Origin of the sequence: Nocardioides sp. B-3 (assembly GCF_024703895.1) — a bacterium.
Lineage (GTDB): Bacteria > Actinomycetota > Actinomycetes > Propionibacteriales > Nocardioidaceae > Nocardioides.
In genome coordinates this window covers 530,113-545,607 of record NZ_CP087968.1, presented here as the reverse complement: position 1 = coordinate 545,607, position 15,495 = coordinate 530,113, and the positions used below count along the sequence as shown (strand labels likewise).

Genomic DNA, 15,495 nt, shown 5'->3' with positions numbered 1-15,495 from the left:
GGATGGTGCGGGTGACGTCGGCGGTGTAGAGGTTCTTGCCCTCCACACCCATGTCGAGCAGCACCAGCTCGCCGGGCGTGATCGGGCCGGTGTTGTCGATCCAGTGCAGCGTCGTCGCGTGCGACCCGCCGCCGACGATCGAGTCGTAGCCGATGTCGTTGCCCATGGCCCGCGCCCGACGGAAGAACGTGCCCTCGATCCAGCGCTCGCCGAGCTCGAGCACGCGGTCCCACTCGCGCACCGAGTCCTCGAAGCCGAGCGTGGTGATGTCGCAGGCCTCCTGCAGCTCGGCGACCTCCCATTCGTCCTTGACGAGGCGCAGCTCGGAGGCGACCCGTGCGAGGTCCTCGTCGGTGGTGATGTCGCGGGTCTTGCGGTCGTCCTCGATCGACGGAAGGTCGTTGACGTGGCGGACCTCGATGCCGAGCGAGTCGCTGATCTCGTCGGCCGACGGGCGGCGCCCGGCCCACAGTTCGCCGTACTGCCGGTCGCGGAAGAACTCGTCGGTGTCGCGCTCCGAGCGGGGCCGCGCGTAGAGGACAGCCTCGCCGTCGTCCAGCACCAGCACGGCGTCGGAGGTCTGGTTGCCGGTGAAGTAGGTGTGGGCGGTGTCCGGGCGGAAGCGGTAGTCGGTGTCGTTGGCGCGGACCTTGTACGTGCCGGCGGGCAGCACCCGGGCGCTCGCCCGGGAAGGCGTCGGCGAGCCCGGCGCGGCGGGCTTCGGCGTACTCCGAGATCGGGTGCACCGGCACGTCGAGCTTGCGCTCACCCCAGCCGGTCCGCATGAACGCGGCATAGGCCTCGGGGACCGCGGGATCGTGGGACTCGGTCTTCGGCTCGGTGGTCTCGGGAGTCGTCTGGTCGCTCACGCCGGTCACTGTACGCCGGGAGGAAACCGGTCGCAGAGTCGAATCGGGCTAGGGTTCGGGCATGCCCAGACGTCGCCGCGACAGCGTTGCGTTCACCGTTGTCGTGACCGCCCTCGTGCTGCTCGGCGCCCTCGTGATGGCCGTCGTGATCGCGCTGTCCGGTGCTCCGGGATCGCTGATCCTCGCCGCACTGCTGGCTGCGCTGCCCGTCGGCCCGCTGGTCGGCTGCTTCATGTGGCTCGACCGCTACGAGCCCGAGCCGCGCTCGCTGCTCGTCGGCGGCCTGCTGTGGGGAGCCTTCGTGGCGACCGCCGCGGCGCTCCTCTTCCGGGGGCATCGGCCCGGCCGGTGGCGCGAGCGACGAGCAGAGCCCCTGGCGGTGCTGGCGCCGGTCACCGAGGAGGCGACCAAGGGCGCGTTCCCGGTGCTGCTCCTGTGGTGGCGCCGCCACGAGCTCGACGGGGTCCTCGACGGCATCGTCTACGCCGGCATGGTCGGCATCGGCTTCGCCTTCACCGAGAACATCCTCTATCTCGCGGCGGCCTACAACGGCACCGACGGCATGGGCCCCGGCGGCACCGAGGCACTCACCGGCACCTTCATCATCCGGTGCCTGCTGAGCCCCTTCGCGCACCCGCTCTTCACCGCGTTCATCGGGATCGGCGTCGGTCTCGCCGTGACGTCTCGCAAGCTGGCGGTGCGCTGGCTGGCGCCCTTGGGTGGGTACGCCGTCGCGGTGATCGCCCACTCGTTGTGGAACTCCTCCACGCTCGGCGGGACGGAGAACTTCTTCGTCGTCTACGGCACGATGATGCTGCCTGCTTTCCTCGGTCTGATCGCCTTCGCGCTGTATCGACGCGGATCCGAGAAGGGGATGATGGCCGCGGCCCTCGCCGATGCCTCGCAGCGCGGACTGCTGCCGGCCACCGACATCCCCCGGCTGGTCGACCTGCGGCACCGCCGGCAGGCGCGCATCCACGCGAAGCAGGCAGGTGGGGCGCAAGGTGAGCGGGCGATGCGCGAGTACCGGGCGGCGGCGATCGAGCTGGCCTACCTTCATCACCGTTACCTGCGCGGCACCGCTCCGCACGACTTCGCCGAAAGGGGTCAGGAGCATGTCGTTGCCCTCAACGCTGTCCGGCCCTACATCTCCTTCCCCGGACAGGTGGTTCCCACCCGATGACTGAGCTCGAGAGCAAGCAGAGCAAGGACGAGGGCAAGCACGACGGCCCCAGCACCGAGAGCACCCAGATGCTCACGGCCACGGTGCGCATGCGCAGCGCGCTCCGGGAGGTGCGCCTGCCGCTGGAGCTGCCGAGCGCCGTCGCCAACCGCGACGCCCAGCGCGAGATGGTCGACCAGCTCGAGGACTACGTCATCCCGCGACTGATGACGATCGACGCGCCGTTGCTCACCGTTGTCGGCGGCTCGACCGGGGCCGGCAAGTCGACGCTGGTCAACTCGCTGGTCGGCAAGCGCGTCACCCAGCCCGGCGTCCTCCGTCCGACCACTCGCTCGCCCGTGCTGGTGCACAACCCGGCCGACGCCGAGTGGTTCGGCCGGGACCGGCTGCTGCCCGAGCTCGAGCGCGTGAGCAAGCCGACCAACGACCCCGACGCGCTGCAGCTCGTCGCCTCGGACGCCGTGCCGGCCGGCCTCGCCATCCTCGACGCGCCCGACATCGACTCGGTCGAGGAGCGCAACCGCACCCCGGCCGCGCAGCTGCTCGCCGCCGCCGACCTGTGGCTCTTCGTCACCTCGGCCGCCCGCTACGCCGACCGAGTGCCGTGGGACTTCCTGCGCAAGGCCGCCGAACGTTCCGCCGCGGTCGCGATCGTGCTGGACCGCACCGCGCCCGAGGCGGTCGAGACCGTCTCCACCCACCTCGCCCGGATGCTCGCGAGCCGTGGCCTCAAGGACTCCCCGCTCTTCACCGTCACCGAGGGCGAGGTCAGCGACGAGGGCCTGTTGCCGACCGAGTCGGTCGAGCAGATCCGCGGCTGGCTGGAGTCGCTGGCCGCCGACTCCGAGGCCCGCTCCGCCGTGGTGAAGCAGACGCTCGACGGCGCCGTACGCACGCTGGCCCGGCGCACCCACTCCGTCGCCGACGCCGCCACCGAGCAGGTCGATGCCGTACGCCGCCTGCGAGACGACGCCAACAAGGCCTACGACCGGGCGGTGGCCGAGATCGCCGAAGCCTCCGCCGACGGCACGCTCCTGCGGGGCGAGGTGCTCGCCCGCTGGCAGGAGTTCGTCGGCACCGGCGAGCTGCTCAAGTCGCTCGAGACGCGCGTCGGCTGGCTGCGCGACCGGGTCGTCAACGCCATCAAGGGCAAGCCGCAGCAGGCCGAGCGCGTCACCGTTGCGGTCGAGTCCGGCCTCGAGACGCTGATCCTCGAGCACGCTGAGGCCGCCGCTGAGCGCGCCGAGGCCTCCCGGCAGTCGCTGGCCTCGGGCCAGATCCTGCTGGCCGATGCGGGCGAGGACCTCGGTCGTGCCTCACGCGACTTCCGTCGCCGGGCCGAGCGCGCCGTACGCGACTGGCAGTCCGACGTCCCGGACATGGTCCGGACCGAAGGTGCCGACAAGCGTTCGACGGCTCGCTTCCCGGCCTTCGGCGTCAACGGCCTGTCCGTCGCACTGATGGTCGTCGTCTTCGCCCACACCGCGGGCGTGACCGGCGCCGAGGCGGGCATCGCCGGTGGCTCGGCCGTCCTCGGACAGAAGCTGCTGGAGGCCGTCTTCGGCGACCGGGCCGTCCGCGCACTGGCCGAGCGCGCGCGCCGCGACCTCGAGAGCAAGGTCACCGAGCTCCTCGGCAGCGAGCGCCAGCGCTACATCGACCTGCTCGAGAGCCTCGAGATCTCGCCCGAGGCGCCGGAGAAGCTGAGATCAGCATCTCGGCGCGTCGACGATCTTCGCTTCGCCGCGAAGGGTGGCACGACCAATGAACCGGCCTCGGCCACATAGGGTGGGCAGCGCACTTTCCGCTGTTTTCCGAGGGAGACCATGACGTCCTTGCTCGAGGGGGCCAAAAGCTCGTCTCGCGGAGTTCTGAGATCGGGACCCGTGTGCAGGGTCTCGAACAGGCAGTCGACGCCGCCCGGGGGGCGTGTCGACTCCGCGCTCATCGACGATGCCCGTTCCGTCGTCGACCGTGCCGCCGGTCGCCTGAAGCTGTCGGCCGAGCACACGGTGGTCGCGCTCGCCGGGGCCACGGGCTCGGGCAAGTCGTCGACCTTCAACGCGCTGGCCGAGCTCGAGCTGTCGGCCGTCGGCGTCCGCCGGCCGACGACCTCGTGGGCGACGGCCTGCGTGTGGGGCCGCGACGGCGCCGAGGAGCTCCCGGGTGGCTCGGCATCCCGGCCCGCCACCGGGTCACTCGCGACTCCATGCTGTCCACGGGCAAGGAGGACAACGCCCCGGCCGGTGTCGTGCTCCTCGACCTGCCCGACCACGACTCGACGGAGGTCTCGCACCACCTCGAGGTCGACCGGCTCGTGCGGCTCGCCGACATGTTCGTCTGGGTCCCGGACCCGCAGAAGTATGCCGACGCCGCGATCCACGACCGCTACCTCGCGCCGCTCGCGTCCCACAAGGACGTGATGCTGGTCGTCCTCAACCACATCGACACCGTGCCCGAGGCGCGTCGTGACGGCATGGTCGCGGACGTACGCCGCCTGCTGGACGCCGACGGACTCGACGGTGTCCCGGTGCTGCCCATCAGTGCCCGCCACGGCTGGGGGATCGACGAGCTCAAGAAGCAGATCGCCAAGCGGGTGGCCGAGAAGAAGGCGACCCGGGCCCGGCTCGGTGCCGACGTTCGCGCCGCCGCCGAGCGCCTCCGGGCCGCCTCCGGCACCGCCACGGTGCGCTCGCTGTCGACCGAACGGGTCGCCGCGCTGGATGACGCGTTCGCCGACGCGGCCGGGGTGCCGACGGTCGTCAAGGCCGTCGAGGACTCGACCCGCATCCGCGCCAACCGCGCCACCGGCTGGCCGGTGACGGCGTGGTTCTCCCGGCTCAAGCCCGACCCGCTCAAGCGACTCCACCTCGACCTCGGTGCCGCCGGCAAGCAGCTCACCGGCGCGGCCCGGACGTCCGTGCCGAAGGCGACCGGTGTGCAGAAGGCCCGGGTCGACACCGAGGTGCGCGCGCTGGCCGACCGAGTGTCCGACGGCATGGGCCAGCCCCGGGTCACCGCGATCCGCACGGCGTCGGTCTCCCGCCTGCCCGACCTCGGCGACCGGCTCGACCGGGCCGTCGCGGCCACCGACCCGGGTGCCGACAGGATCCCGATGTGGGCCGGCCCGGTGCGCGTCCTGCAGTGGCTGCTGATCATCGCCGCCGTCGTCGGTGGCGGATGGCTGGCGCTGCTGGCGTTCGGCGCCTACGCCCGGCTGCCCGAACCGCCGACACCCGAGGTGGGTGGCTTCCCGGTCCCCACGCTGCTCCTGCTGGGCGGGATAGCGCTCGGGGTGCTGCTCGCGCTGCTGTGCCGGGTGCTGGTGTCGATGACGGCGCGACGTCGCGGACGCGTGGCCGACAAGCGGCTGCGCGACGCGATCTCGTCGGTCTCCGAGGAGATCGTGGTCCAACCGATGCGAGCCGAGCTCGAGGCCTATTCCACGATGCGCGACGGCTCCGGCGATCGCACTGAAGTAGGCCGGTCGCGGGCCACTTCTTCTCCACAGGGTCCCTCGCCTTCACGGTCGTCCACAGGATTTCGTACGCCGCAGCGTCGGTGTCCGTGCCTCGCCGCACTCTTGGTGTCGAGGGCGGACACGCCGTCCTCGACAGCGAGGAAGGCACTTCTCATGAACGACACCTACATCACGCTGACCGGTTGGGTCGGCTCCGACGTCTCGCTCCGGGAGGTCCCCGGCGGTGCGCCCGTGGCCAACTTCCGGGTGGCGACGACGTCGCGCAAGTTCCGCAACAACCAGTGGGAGGACGGCGCGACCACGTGGTACTCCATCCGAGCTCGGCGCCGGCTCGCCGACAACGTCCACGGGTCGATCAAGCGCGGTGACCCCGTGGTCGTGCACGGCAAGCTCGAAGCCGACGTGTGGACCAAGGAGGACGGCACCACCAACACCCAGCTGGTGATCACCGCCACGTCGGTCGGGCACGACCTGTCGCGGGGGACGGCTGTCTTCACCAAGCCGGTCCGACCCGAGATGGTCCAGTCGGTCGCGCCCCAGCCGCAGTGGAGCCGGGAGCAGCCGAGCCAGTCCGCGACCGATCCCCGGGCCGTGCCGTTGGGCGAGCAGCCCGTGGCGTCGGTCGACCAGCCGGCAGCGCCCGCCGCCGAGGTTGCCGCCGCGGACGCGGCCTGAGACCGACCCGACGCCGACGACCGTGTGGATCTGGTGCAGCCGGTGACACCAGATCCACACGGTCGGCCGGGGCGCCTCAGGTCGCGGGCATCACCCAGTGTCGTTGGCGACCGGGTCCTCGAGCTGGTCGAGGGTGAGGGGCGGAGTCTCCCCGGATGCGGTCGAATCTGGGCCGGGCTGGTCGTCGAGGGTGTTGGTCACGGCGGCGTAGACCATGCCATCGCCGCGCAGAAGCGTCACCCGGTTCATGACCACATCACCGTAGTGGCTGATCAGTCGCCGGCCGATGATCGCCCCGGCGTCGTTGGTGAGCTCGATGCACTTGTCGTCAGCGGTGGCCTCCGCACTGCAGCGGACGACGCGGGACATGAGGTCGCCGGTGCCAGCCCGGTCTGCGCCCGGTGGGATCAGTGGACTCGACTCGTCGCCCCCGAGGAGCACCATGTGGAGTCGGCCGGGGCCATCCGGACCCGTCACGAATGCGTTGATGAATCCGTCCTCCGGGCCGTCGAGCGTGAGCGGGCCGGGGGAGGTGACGGTCACGCCGTCGGGCAAGATCGCCTCGACCGTCGAGATCATTTCGGTGGAAGGGATGGACCACCACCCCTCGGGGACCTCGGCCGTCGGCGGTTCCGGACTCTGCTCGCTGGCCGAGCTCGACGGGGCGCCCGCCGGATCGATGGCCGTCGTGCCGCTGCCCAGTGCCGTGGGCAGGACGAGCGCGACCACGGTGCCGGCCGCCACGGCGCCGGCCGCGATGCCGAGGCGACGCCGGGTGCGGAGTCGGCGGCCCTGCCGCAGGGCGTGCGGCCCGATCTCGAGCGGCGCCGTCGTGTCGTTCATGGTGCGCTCGAGCAGGTCGCGCAGCTCGGCCTCGTGGGGGTCGAGCAGTTCGTCAGTGTGAGTCATGGCGTGCCTCCGTGCTGGCGAGCTCGTGGAGCTCGGGATCGGTGAGGGTCTGGCGCAACCGGGCGAGGGCGCGCATCGCGCGGTTCTTGACCGCGGCGGGGGAGAGGTGGAGGGCGTGCGCTGTCTCCTCGACCGAGCGGTCCTCCCAGTAGCGCAGCACCACGACCGCTCGATCGAGAGGCGCCAGCCTGCCCCGGGGCGGCCATCAGCGCGAGCCGTTCGGTCGGGTCGCGGTCGATGCTCGGGCGGTCCGGAGTGGCGTCGACCGGGATCTCACCGCTGCTGCGTCGACGCCGGTCGCTGAGGAAGGTCTTGAGGACGATTCCGTGCACGTAGGCGGCGGGATCGTCGGCGGTCTGCACCTTGCGCCAGTGCACGTAGGCCTTGGCCAGTGCCGACTGCACGAGGTCCTCGGCCGCCGGCGCACTGGTCGTCAGCAACCGGGCGCTGCGGTAGAGGGCCGGGGATCGGGCTGCGACGAACGCCGTGAAGTCCTCGTCGGTAGACGGGGAGTCGCGCATGTGGCCTCCTGTGGTCCGTGTGGGTCGCTCCCACACCTCAAGGACGCGGCGATCGCCGTACAGGTCTCAAAGTCTGCCGGTTGTCGGTGAGGACGCTCAGACCCGTAGGCTCCGGGCCATGGCTGAATACGTTTTTACCCTGCGCAACGTGCGCAAGGCCCACGGCGACAAGGTCGTCCTCGACAACGTCACCCTCTCCTTCCTGCACGGCGCCAAGATCGGTGTCGTCGGCCCCAACGGCACGGGCAAGTCGTCGCTGTTCAAGATCATGGCCGGCCTCGACAAGGCCAACAACGGCGACGCGATCCTCGACCCCGGCGCCTCCGTCGGCATGCTCCAGCAGGAGCCGCCACTGACCGAGGGCAAGACGGTCCCGGAGAACGTCGAGGAGGCCGTCGGCGAGATCAAGGGCAAGCTCAACCGCTACAACGAGATCTCCGAGCTGATGGCCGACCCCGACGCCGACTTCGACACGCTGCTCGCCGAGATGGGCGACCTGCAGACCGACCTCGACCACGCCAGCGCCCGGGACCTCGACAGCCGCCTCGATCAGGCGATGGACGCGCTGCGCTGCCCGCCGCCGGACGCCATCGTCGACACCCTCTCCGGTGGTGAGCGTCGACGCGTCGCGCTGTGCAAGCTGCTGCTCCAGCAGCCCGACCTGCTGCTCCTCGACGAGCCCACCAACCACCTCGACGCCGAGTCGGTGCAGTGGCTGGAGGGTCACCTCAAGGACTACCCCGGCGCCGTCCCGGCCATCACCCACGACCGCTACTTCCTCGACAACGTCGCCGAGTGGATCCTCGAGCTCGACCGGGGCAAGACGCACCCCTACGAGGGCAACTACACGACCTACCTCGAGACCAAGAAGGAACGCCTCAAGATCGAGGGCCAGAAGGACGTCAAGCGCGCCAAGATGCTCGAGAAGGAACTCGAGTGGGTGCGCTCCAACGCCAAGGCGCGCCAGACCAAGTCCAAGTCGCGACTTGCTCGCTACGAGGAGATGGCCAACGAGGCCGACAAGGCCCGCAAGATCGACACCGCCGACATCAACATCCCGCCGGGCCCGCGCCTCGGTGACATCGTGCTCGAGGGCCGTCACCCGGTGAAGGGCTTCGAGGGCCGCACCCTGTGGAACGACATCTCCTTCACGCTGCCGCGCGCCGGCATCGTCGGCATCGTCGGTCCCAACGGTGTCGGCAAGACGACGCTCTTCCGGATGATCACCGGTGACGAGAAGCCCGACAGCGGCGAGCTCGTCGTGGGCCAGACGGTGAAGCTGTCCTACGTCGACCAGAGCCGTGGCGGCATCGACCCCACCAAGAACGTCTGGGAGGTCGTCTCCGACGGCCCGGACTTCATCAAGGTCGCCAACTTCGAGATGAACTCGCGGGCGTACGTCGCCTCGTTCGGCTTCAAGGGCCCGGACCAGCAGAAGAAGGCCGGCGTGCTCTCCGGTGGTGAGCGCAACCGCCTCAACCCGGCGCTGACCCTCAAGCAGGGCGGCAACGTGCTGCTCCTCGACGAGCCCACCAACGACACGGACGTCGAGACCCTCTCGGCCCTCGAGGACGCGCTGCTCGACTACCCCGGCTGCGCCGTGGTCACGTCCCACGACCGGTGGTTCCTGGACCGGGTCGCGACGCACATCCCGGCGTGGGAGGGCGACGACGAGGACCCCGCCAAGTGGTTCTGGTTCGAGGGCAACTTCGCGTCCTACGAGGAGAACAAGATCGAGCGCCTCGGCGTCGAGGCGGCCCGCCCGCACCGTGTGACGCACCGCCGCCTCACCCGCGACTGACTCGCAAGTCTTTCGAAAGTCCGTGACGGACGGACCCCGGATCTGAGGATTCGAGGGTCCGTTCGTCACGGACTATCCTGATTCTCAGCGACCCGCCAGCCCGTGCTCCAGCGGTGACTGAGCCACATTTTCGGGTCACGAAATGTGGCTGACGCACCGCCACAGGTGGGTCGTAGCGGCGACGCGCCGGCCGGCGGTGGCACAGCCACTAGATCGCCGTACGGAATGTGGGTGACGCACCGCTGGTCGGTGAGAGTCGTACGGCGCCGACGAACCTGCCGGGCGGGGCGAGCGTCAGCGGATCTCCATCTCCGGGTGTCCGGCGATGAGCTGGTCGGTGACGGCGTCCATCGCGCGGCCGAGGGCGACGAAGTCATCGGGTGCGGCGACGTCGACGAGGTAGGACCGCACGCCCTCGACGTGCATCGGGGCGGCCTCCTCGAGGAGCGCGAAGCCCTTGTCGGTCATGGTCGCCACGATGCCGCGTCCGTCCTCGGGAGTGCTGCCGCGCACGACGTAGCCGGCCTTCTCCATCCGGTCGATCGTGTGGGTGACACGGCTGCGGGAATGGGCCGGGGCATCGGCGAGCTGGGCCATCCGCATGAAGCGGCCGGGGCGCTCGGAGAGCCGCACCGAGATCTCGTACTCCGTGAGCGAGATGTTGAAGCCCTGACGCAGGTCGTCGTCGAGCCGGTCCATCAGCAGCGTGGTGCCGATGACGAGGGCTCGCCAGGAACGCTGCTGGGCTTCGTCGAGCCAGCGTGGCTCTTGAGACTCAGTGGTCATCAGCGTCGTCTCCCGTGTGTGGCGCCACTCCTGCGGAGCAGGTGGTCCCACGAGAGTATCCAGCGGCACGGGTGAACCGTGCCTTGACCCGCGGACCGTGACCATTGTGTTGCGACACGGCCCCGCGGGCGGAAGGCAGGTTCTAGGCCGGGCGCTCGAGGATCAGCGCCATGCCCCGGCCACCGCCCACGCACATCGTGATCAGGCCGGTGGACTTGTCGTGCCAGTCCAGCGAGTTGATCAGGGTGTTCTGCAGGCGAGCCCCCGTCATGCCGAACGGGTGGCCGACGGCGATGGCGCCACCGTTGACGTTGAGGCGGTCCGGGTCGATGCCGAGGTCCCGGTAGGACGGGACGACCGGGCGGCGAAGGCCTCGTTGATCTCGACTGGTCGATGTCGCCGATGCTCATGTTGGCGTTGGCGAGCGCACGCTTGGTCGCCTCGACCGGGCCGAGGCCCATGATCTCGGGGGAGAGGCCGGAGACGCCGGTGGACACGATGCGGGCCAGCGGGCTTGAGGCCGAGCTCGGCGGCCTTGGTGTCGGACATGATGACGACGGCGGCGGCACCGTCGTTGAGCGCGCAGCAGTTGCCGGCGGTCACGACGCCGTCGGGTCGGAACACCGGCTGGAGTCCGGCGAGCGCGTCGTAGGTGACACCGGCGCGTGGGCCGTCGTCGGCCGACACGACCGTGCCGTCGGGAGTCGTGACCGGGGTGATCTCGCGGGCCCAGAAGCCGTCGTTGATCGCCTTCTCGGCGAGGTTCTGCGAGCGGACCGCGAACTCGTCGAGCTCCTTGCAGTCGAGCCCGCGCATGCGCGCGACGTTCTCCGCGGTCTGGCCCATCGCGATGTAGGCGTCGGGGAGCGAACCGTCCTCGCGCGGGTCGTGCCAGTCCCGGCCGCCCTCGGCGAGCTTGGCGGTGCGGGCCTCCGCGTCGGTGAAGACCTCGTTGCGCGTGCCGGGGATGTGGTCGGAGGTGCCCTTGGCGAACCGCGAGACCGTCTCGACGCCGGCGGAGATGAAGATGTCTCCCTCGCCGGCCTTGATGGCGTGGAAGGCCATCCGGGTGGTCTGCACGGAGGAGGCGCAGTAGCGGGTGATCGTCGCGCCCGGGACCTCGTCCATGTCGTTGAGGACGTTGACGATGCGGCCCATGTTGTTGCCCATCTCGCCACCGGGCAGGCCGCACCCGAGGTAGAGGTCGTCGACGGTCTTGCGGTCGAGGGCGGGGATCTTGTCGAGCGCCGTCTTGACGATGAACGCGGTCAGGTCGTCGGGACGGAAGTCCTTGAGGGAGCCCTTGTTGGCTCGACCGATGGGGGAGCGGGCGACGGAAACGATCACTGCCTCGGGCATGGAAGAACTCCGATTCTCAAGTCTGGTGGGGATGCTGTTTCACCCTAGGCCCTCGACCAGCGATCCGAGGAGCAGGTCCGGGCTGTCCGCGACGAAGGCCGCGCGCTGGGCGGCAGGGCGGAGCAGCGCGGAGATCAGTACGCCGTCGAGCGCCGCCACGATGGTCGCGGACACGGCTCCGGAGTGGGCGTGCCCGCCGCGGTCCATGATGTCGTCGACGATCGTGGTGAGGCTCTGCCGGGAATCACGCAACTGCACCGCGAGGTCGTCGTCGCGGGCCGCCGCCAGCGTGAGCTCGAGCCGCGCGGTGAGCAGGTCGGACTCCTCGAGCCAGCGCCGGAAGGTGGCGCTGGTGGCCGCGACGGCGTGGTCGTGGTCGCCGGGCTGCTGGTCCAGCTCCGCGGCCGGGGTCTCGACATCGGCGGCGAGCTGCCACACGACGTACTCCGCCATCGCGGCCTGCAGGGCGCTGCGCGAGCGGTAATAGGCGGAGCTCGAGCCCTCCGGCAGGCCGGCCGCCCGGTCGATGGCGCGATGCGTGAGACCGCGCCATCCCTGCGTGGCCAGCACCGTCACGGCGGCGTCGAGGATCTGTCGGCGACGGGCCGAGAGCTCCGGGGGCGGCCGGGGGGCGATGGACAAGGGGGGCCTTTCGGGACGAGGTGAGGCACGACACTACCGACCGACTTGCGCCGGACGCCGGGCGAGCGTACCTTCTACACATGTAGAGATTCTACAGACGTAGAAAGGACTCATCATGAGCTTCGAACTGATCAACGCCAACCCGATCGTCTTCGCCGTGCTCGCGGTCGCCGGCCTCGCCGCGCTGCTGGCCCTCGGTGCCGGCACCGAGTTCTTCGCCAGCAACCGCAAGGTGCGCGTCGCTTGCCACGAGTCGATCCCGACCTACTACGGGAACCTCCTCGGCGCCCACTGATGCCCTCCCGACGTCGCGGGTGACGCCGCTCTGACACCATCGAGGCGTGCGCCACCTCTATCAGTGCCCGATGCGCTGGGCCGACCTCGACCTGCTCGGCCACGTGAACAACGTCGTCTATGTCGACTACCTGCAGGAAGCCCGCGTCGACATGATGCGCAGCCACGGCCCGGCGGTCCGCCGGGGTGAGGACGGGCAGGGCGGCGAGGACCTCGCCGAGGGTGTCGTGGTCGTCCGCCACGAGGTGAGCTACCCGGCCCCGCTGACCTTCCGCTTCCGACCCATCAGCATCGAGTGCTGGGTCACCGAGATCCGTGCGGCCAGCTTCACCATGGCCTACGAGATCTTCGACGAGACCCCGGACGGGCGCGTCGTCCACCTCCGGGCGAGCACCGTGCTCACGCCGTACGTCTTCGCGACCGAGCGCCCCCCGGCGGCTGAGCCCCGCGGAGAAGGACGCGCTCGCCGTCTTCCTCGAGGACCCGCTCCCGGCGTCGCCGAAGATCGCGCCGGTCGATCCCCGGGAGCCCGGCCACTACCCGCTGCACGTGCGCTTCTCCGACGTGGACGTCTACGGCCACGTCAACAACGTGAAGTACTTCGAGTACTTCCGGGAGTCTCGGATCCCGATGATGGAGCGGCTCGGCCGCTCGCTGCCCGAGGCAGGCTTCCACGTGGTCGTCGCCCAGACCGACGTCGACTACAAGGTGCCGATCCTCTTCCGGCTCGAGCCCTACGACGTCCACTCGCGGATCACGCACGTGGGCACGAAGTCGTTCACGATCGAGTCGGAGATCCGCGACGGCGAGACCCTGCTGTCGCGGGCGCGCGTCGTGCTGGTCTGCTTCGACTCCGAGACCCAACGCTCGATCGAGCCGCCGGCGGCGTACCGCGAAGCGATGCTGGCCGTCGTCAAGGCCTGAACGTCACTCCGGGGTGTTGACCATGAACTGCGCGGCGTGCGTGACGTAGCCCCAGAACTGCTCGTCCTGCGCCGGTGTCAGCGCCGCCTTGTCGAGGCCCTCGCGGAAGTGCACCAGCCAGCGCTCCGCCGCGGCGGGCGTCACCGCGAAGGGCGCGTGCCGCATGCGTAGCCGGGGGTGGCCCCGCGTGTCGCCGTACGTCGTCGGACCGCCCCAGTACTGCATGAGGAACAGCGCGAACCGCTCCTCGGCCGGACCGAGGTCCTCCTCGGGATAGAGCGGGCGCAGCAGCGGGTCGTCGGCCACGCCCTCGTAGAACGTGTGCACGATCTGGCGAATCGTCGCCTCGCCGCCGATCTCGTCGTAGAAGGTGCTCACCTCGCCATTGTGTCGTGCGGGGGGATGGCTCGGTCGGGCGGGCGTGGAAGACTCGGGGGCGCAGACTCTGTCCCCAGCCACAAGGAGCACTCATGCCCACCACCCGCACTGCAGAGCACCCACTGGGAAGGCACCCTCTTCGAGGGCGCCGGCAAGGTCACCCTCGATTCGTCGGGCCTCGGCACCTTCGACGTGAACTGGCCTTCGCGAGCCGAGGAGGCCAACGGAAAGACCAGCCCAGAGGAGCTGATCGCCGCGGCGCACTCGTCGTGCTTCTCGATGGCCTTCTCCAACGGCCCGGCCAAGAACGAGACCCCCGCGACCTCGCTCGACACCACGGCCGCCGTCGACTTCACGCCCGGCACCGGCATCACCGGCATCAAGCTGACCGTGCGTGGCGTCGTCGAGGGCCTCGACAACGAGAAGTTCGTCGCGCTCGCCGAGGAAGCGAAGGCCGGCTGCCCGGTCTCGCAGGCGCTCTCCGTGCCGATCACGCTGGACGCGGCACTCGCCTGAGCAGGGGTCCTCGGACCCGACGTCGTCGGGGCGGGAGGACCGGTGCGAGCCCCGCAGCCGCTTGCGGCAAGGGGAGGTCTGGCCCGCCCGGATGCTTTCGGGCGGGTCAGTTGTCTTCCGCCGGTACGGCGCCGGCATCCCCGGCTTCGGGAGGGGACCGGTGCCAGACGACCCGTTGGGGGAACGGCATCTCGATGCCCTCGTGGTCGAAGCGAGCCTTGATCCGCTCGCGCATCGCGCGAGCCACGGCCCACTGCTCCATCGGGGCGGTCTTGAGGGTGACGCGCACGGTCACGCCGTCGATGCCGAGCTGCTCGACGCCCCAGACCTCCGGCTCCTCGATGACGAGTCCCTTGAACTCCTCGTCCTCCCAGAGCTCGTGCGCGACCTCCTGCAGCACGCGTCGGACGCGCGCCGGGTCCTCGGCGTACCCGACCGCGATGTCGAGAACGGTGCGCGCCCAGTTCTGGCTCATGTTGCCGACGCGGACGATCTCGCCGTTGCGGACGTACCAGACCGTGCCGTTGACGTCACGCAGCCGGGTGACGCGCAGGCTGACGGCCTCGACCGTGCCGCTCGCCTCGCCCGGGTCGACGACGTCGCCGACGCCGTACTGGTCCTCGAAGATCATGAAGATGCCCGAGAGGAAGTCCTTGACCGGGCTCTGGGCGCCGAAGCCGAGGGCGACACCGATGATGCCGGCGCTGGCGATGACCGGGCCGATGTTGGCGCCGAGCTCGCTGAGCATCATCGTGACGGTGACCGCGACGACGACGCCGGTGACGATGCTCTTGAGCAGGCTGCCCATCGTCTGGGCCCGCTGGACACGACGACCGGCGCCGGCCGCCTCGGCCCGGGCGAAGGCCTCGCTCATGCGGCCGCCGAACGGGACGCGGCTCATCGATCCGGAGAGCCCGCCGGCCGCCGCACGCCGCACCACGCGGTCGATCAGGCGGTGCAGCAGCCAGCGGACGACCAGTCCGAGCAGGGCCGAGCCGAGCAGGGCGAAGGGCTTGCCGACGAACCAGTCGGAGATCGTGGCGAGCCGCTGGTCGCCGGTCTCCCTCAGGACCCAGTCACAGATGTCTTCGCCGTCGGCGCAGGTGTCGGAGAGCGAAAGCATGCCCGCCAGTATGGCGACTCCGCAGCCGAACCCA

Annotated in this window: 15 protein-coding genes and 3 pseudogenes; 8 read left to right on the top strand and 10 right to left on the bottom strand. The window is 70.2% G+C overall.

Annotation, left to right across the window (positions count from 1 at the left end):
• Positions 1 to 4 precede the first annotated feature (4 nt).
• Positions 5 to 796 (bottom strand): annotated as a pseudogene (locus tag LP418_RS03620) (aminopeptidase P N-terminal domain-containing protein); the annotation flags it as partial.
• Between the two features lie 134 nt (positions 797 to 930).
• Here LP418_RS03620 and LP418_RS03615 point away from each other — a divergent pair.
• From LP418_RS03615 to ssb, 3 genes are all read left to right on the top strand, one after another.
• On the top strand, positions 931 to 2,052 hold the full coding sequence (locus LP418_RS03615; RefSeq protein WP_257955260.1) for a PrsW family intramembrane metalloprotease: 1,122 nt from the start codon (positions 931 to 933) through the stop codon (positions 2,050 to 2,052).
• The gene (locus LP418_RS03610) at positions 2,049 to 3,839 is read left to right on the top strand and encodes a GTPase domain-containing protein (protein ID WP_257955259.1); all 1,791 of its coding nucleotides are present in this window, start codon (positions 2,049 to 2,051) and stop codon (positions 3,837 to 3,839) included. The genes LP418_RS03615 and LP418_RS03610 overlap by 4 nt, the downstream gene beginning before the upstream one ends.
• A 101-nt stretch (positions 3,840 to 3,940) precedes the next feature.
• A complete protein-coding gene (ssb, locus tag LP418_RS03605) occupies positions 3,941 to 6,208 on the top strand; it encodes a single-stranded DNA-binding protein (RefSeq protein ID WP_257955258.1) in 2,268 nt (755 codons plus the stop codon).
• Positions 6,209 to 6,298: 90 nt separating this feature from the next.
• Here ssb and LP418_RS03600 read toward each other — a convergent pair whose 3' ends face one another.
• The 3 genes and pseudogenes from LP418_RS03600 to LP418_RS03590 form a co-directional block, all read right to left on the bottom strand.
• The gene (locus LP418_RS03600) at positions 6,299 to 7,117 is read right to left on the bottom strand and encodes a hypothetical protein (protein ID WP_257955257.1); all 819 of its coding nucleotides are present in this window, start codon (positions 7,115 to 7,117) and stop codon (positions 6,299 to 6,301) included.
• Positions 7,104 to 7,277, bottom strand: coding sequence for an RNA polymerase sigma factor (locus LP418_RS03595; protein WP_257955256.1), 174 nt, complete (start codon positions 7,275 to 7,277; stop codon positions 7,104 to 7,106). Before LP418_RS03595 ends, LP418_RS03600 begins: the two co-directional genes overlap by 14 nt.
• A gap of 181 nt (positions 7,278 to 7,458) precedes the next feature.
• Positions 7,459 to 7,638: pseudogene (locus LP418_RS03590) on the bottom strand (sigma factor); the annotation flags it as partial.
• 118 nt (positions 7,639 to 7,756) lie between these two features.
• Between LP418_RS03590 and ettA the strand changes: the two are divergent.
• Entirely contained in the window at positions 7,757 to 9,439 is a 1,683-nt protein-coding gene (gene ettA, locus LP418_RS03585; RefSeq protein ID WP_257955255.1) for an energy-dependent translational throttle protein EttA, read from the top strand.
• Between the two features lie 294 nt (positions 9,440 to 9,733).
• Here the strand turns inward: ettA and LP418_RS03580 are convergent, their stop codons facing one another.
• The 4 genes from LP418_RS03580 to LP418_RS03570 form a co-directional block, all read right to left on the bottom strand.
• Positions 9,734 to 10,225, bottom strand: a complete 492-nt coding sequence (locus LP418_RS03580) for a MarR family winged helix-turn-helix transcriptional regulator (RefSeq protein ID WP_257955254.1) — start codon at positions 10,223 to 10,225, stop codon at positions 9,734 to 9,736.
• Between the two features lie 142 nt (positions 10,226 to 10,367).
• Entirely contained in the window at positions 10,368 to 10,520 is a 153-nt protein-coding gene (locus tag LP418_RS30280; RefSeq protein WP_336276013.1) for a hypothetical protein, read from the bottom strand.
• Positions 10,493 to 11,584, bottom strand: coding sequence for an acetyl-CoA C-acyltransferase (locus tag LP418_RS03575; RefSeq protein WP_336275898.1), 1,092 nt, complete (start codon positions 11,582 to 11,584; stop codon positions 10,493 to 10,495). The genes LP418_RS30280 and LP418_RS03575 overlap by 28 nt, the downstream gene beginning before the upstream one ends.
• A 39-nt stretch (positions 11,585 to 11,623) precedes the next feature.
• The gene (locus LP418_RS03570) at positions 11,624 to 12,226 is read right to left on the bottom strand and encodes a TetR/AcrR family transcriptional regulator (protein ID WP_257955253.1); all 603 of its coding nucleotides are present in this window, start codon (positions 12,224 to 12,226) and stop codon (positions 11,624 to 11,626) included.
• A 115-nt stretch (positions 12,227 to 12,341) separates the two neighbouring features.
• Here LP418_RS03570 and LP418_RS03565 point away from each other — a divergent pair, with 115 nt between their 5' ends.
• The 3 genes and pseudogenes from LP418_RS03565 to LP418_RS30275 all read left to right on the top strand — a co-directional run bounded on the left by LP418_RS03565 (position 12,342) and on the right by LP418_RS30275 (position 13,444).
• A complete protein-coding gene (locus LP418_RS03565) occupies positions 12,342 to 12,521 on the top strand; it encodes a hypothetical protein (protein ID WP_257955252.1) in 180 nt (59 codons plus the stop codon).
• A 70-nt stretch (positions 12,522 to 12,591) separates the two neighbouring features.
• Positions 12,592 to 12,897: pseudogene (locus LP418_RS03560) on the top strand (acyl-CoA thioesterase); the annotation flags it as partial.
• The gene (locus LP418_RS30275) at positions 12,836 to 13,444 is read left to right on the top strand and encodes a thioesterase family protein (protein WP_336275897.1); all 609 of its coding nucleotides are present in this window, start codon (positions 12,836 to 12,838) and stop codon (positions 13,442 to 13,444) included. The pseudogene LP418_RS03560 and the gene LP418_RS30275, both read left to right, overlap by 62 nt.
• A 3-nt stretch (positions 13,445 to 13,447) precedes the next feature.
• Here LP418_RS30275 and LP418_RS03550 read toward each other — a convergent pair whose 3' ends face one another.
• Entirely contained in the window at positions 13,448 to 13,822 is a 375-nt protein-coding gene (locus LP418_RS03550; protein ID WP_257955251.1) for a globin, read from the bottom strand.
• Between the two features lie 24 nt (positions 13,823 to 13,846).
• Between LP418_RS03550 and LP418_RS03545 the strand changes: the two genes are divergently transcribed.
• Complete coding sequence (locus tag LP418_RS03545) at positions 13,847 to 14,338, top strand: OsmC family peroxiredoxin (RefSeq protein ID WP_442940101.1); 492 nt, start codon at positions 13,847 to 13,849, stop codon at positions 14,336 to 14,338.
• A gap of 106 nt (positions 14,339 to 14,444) precedes the next feature.
• On the opposite strand, the gene LP418_RS03540 is transcribed toward LP418_RS03545, so the two are convergent.
• A complete protein-coding gene (locus tag LP418_RS03540; RefSeq protein WP_257955250.1) occupies positions 14,445 to 15,461 on the bottom strand; it encodes a mechanosensitive ion channel family protein in 1,017 nt (338 codons plus the stop codon).
• Between the last annotated feature and the right edge of the window lie 34 nt (positions 15,462 to 15,495).

What these genes read in the sequence shown, in the direction of transcription:
- ettA (WP_257955255.1), top strand. Translation starts at nt 7,757, where the DNA reads ATGGCTGAATACGTTTTTACCCTGCGCAACGTGCGCAAGGCCCACGGC.
- LP418_RS03600 (WP_257955257.1), bottom strand. Translation starts at nt 7,117, where the DNA reads ATGACTCACACTGACGAACTGCTCGACCCCCACGAGGCCGAGCTGCGC.
- LP418_RS03565 (WP_257955252.1), top strand. Translation starts at nt 12,342, where the DNA reads ATGAGCTTCGAACTGATCAACGCCAACCCGATCGTCTTCGCCGTGCTC.
- LP418_RS03575 (WP_336275898.1), bottom strand. Translation starts at nt 11,584, where the DNA reads ATGCCCGAGGCAGTGATCGTTTCCGTCGCCCGCTCCCCCATCGGTCGA.
- LP418_RS03610 (WP_257955259.1), top strand. Translation starts at nt 2,049, where the DNA reads ATGACTGAGCTCGAGAGCAAGCAGAGCAAGGACGAGGGCAAGCACGAC.
- LP418_RS03545 (WP_442940101.1), top strand. Translation starts at nt 13,847, where the DNA reads ATGGCTCGGTCGGGCGGGCGTGGAAGACTCGGGGGCGCAGACTCTGTC.
- LP418_RS03615 (WP_257955260.1), top strand. Translation starts at nt 931, where the DNA reads ATGCCCAGACGTCGCCGCGACAGCGTTGCGTTCACCGTTGTCGTGACC.
- LP418_RS03580 (WP_257955254.1), bottom strand. Translation starts at nt 10,225, where the DNA reads ATGACCACTGAGTCTCAAGAGCCACGCTGGCTCGACGAAGCCCAGCAG.
- LP418_RS03540 (WP_257955250.1), bottom strand. Translation starts at nt 15,461, where the DNA reads ATGCTTTCGCTCTCCGACACCTGCGCCGACGGCGAAGACATCTGTGAC.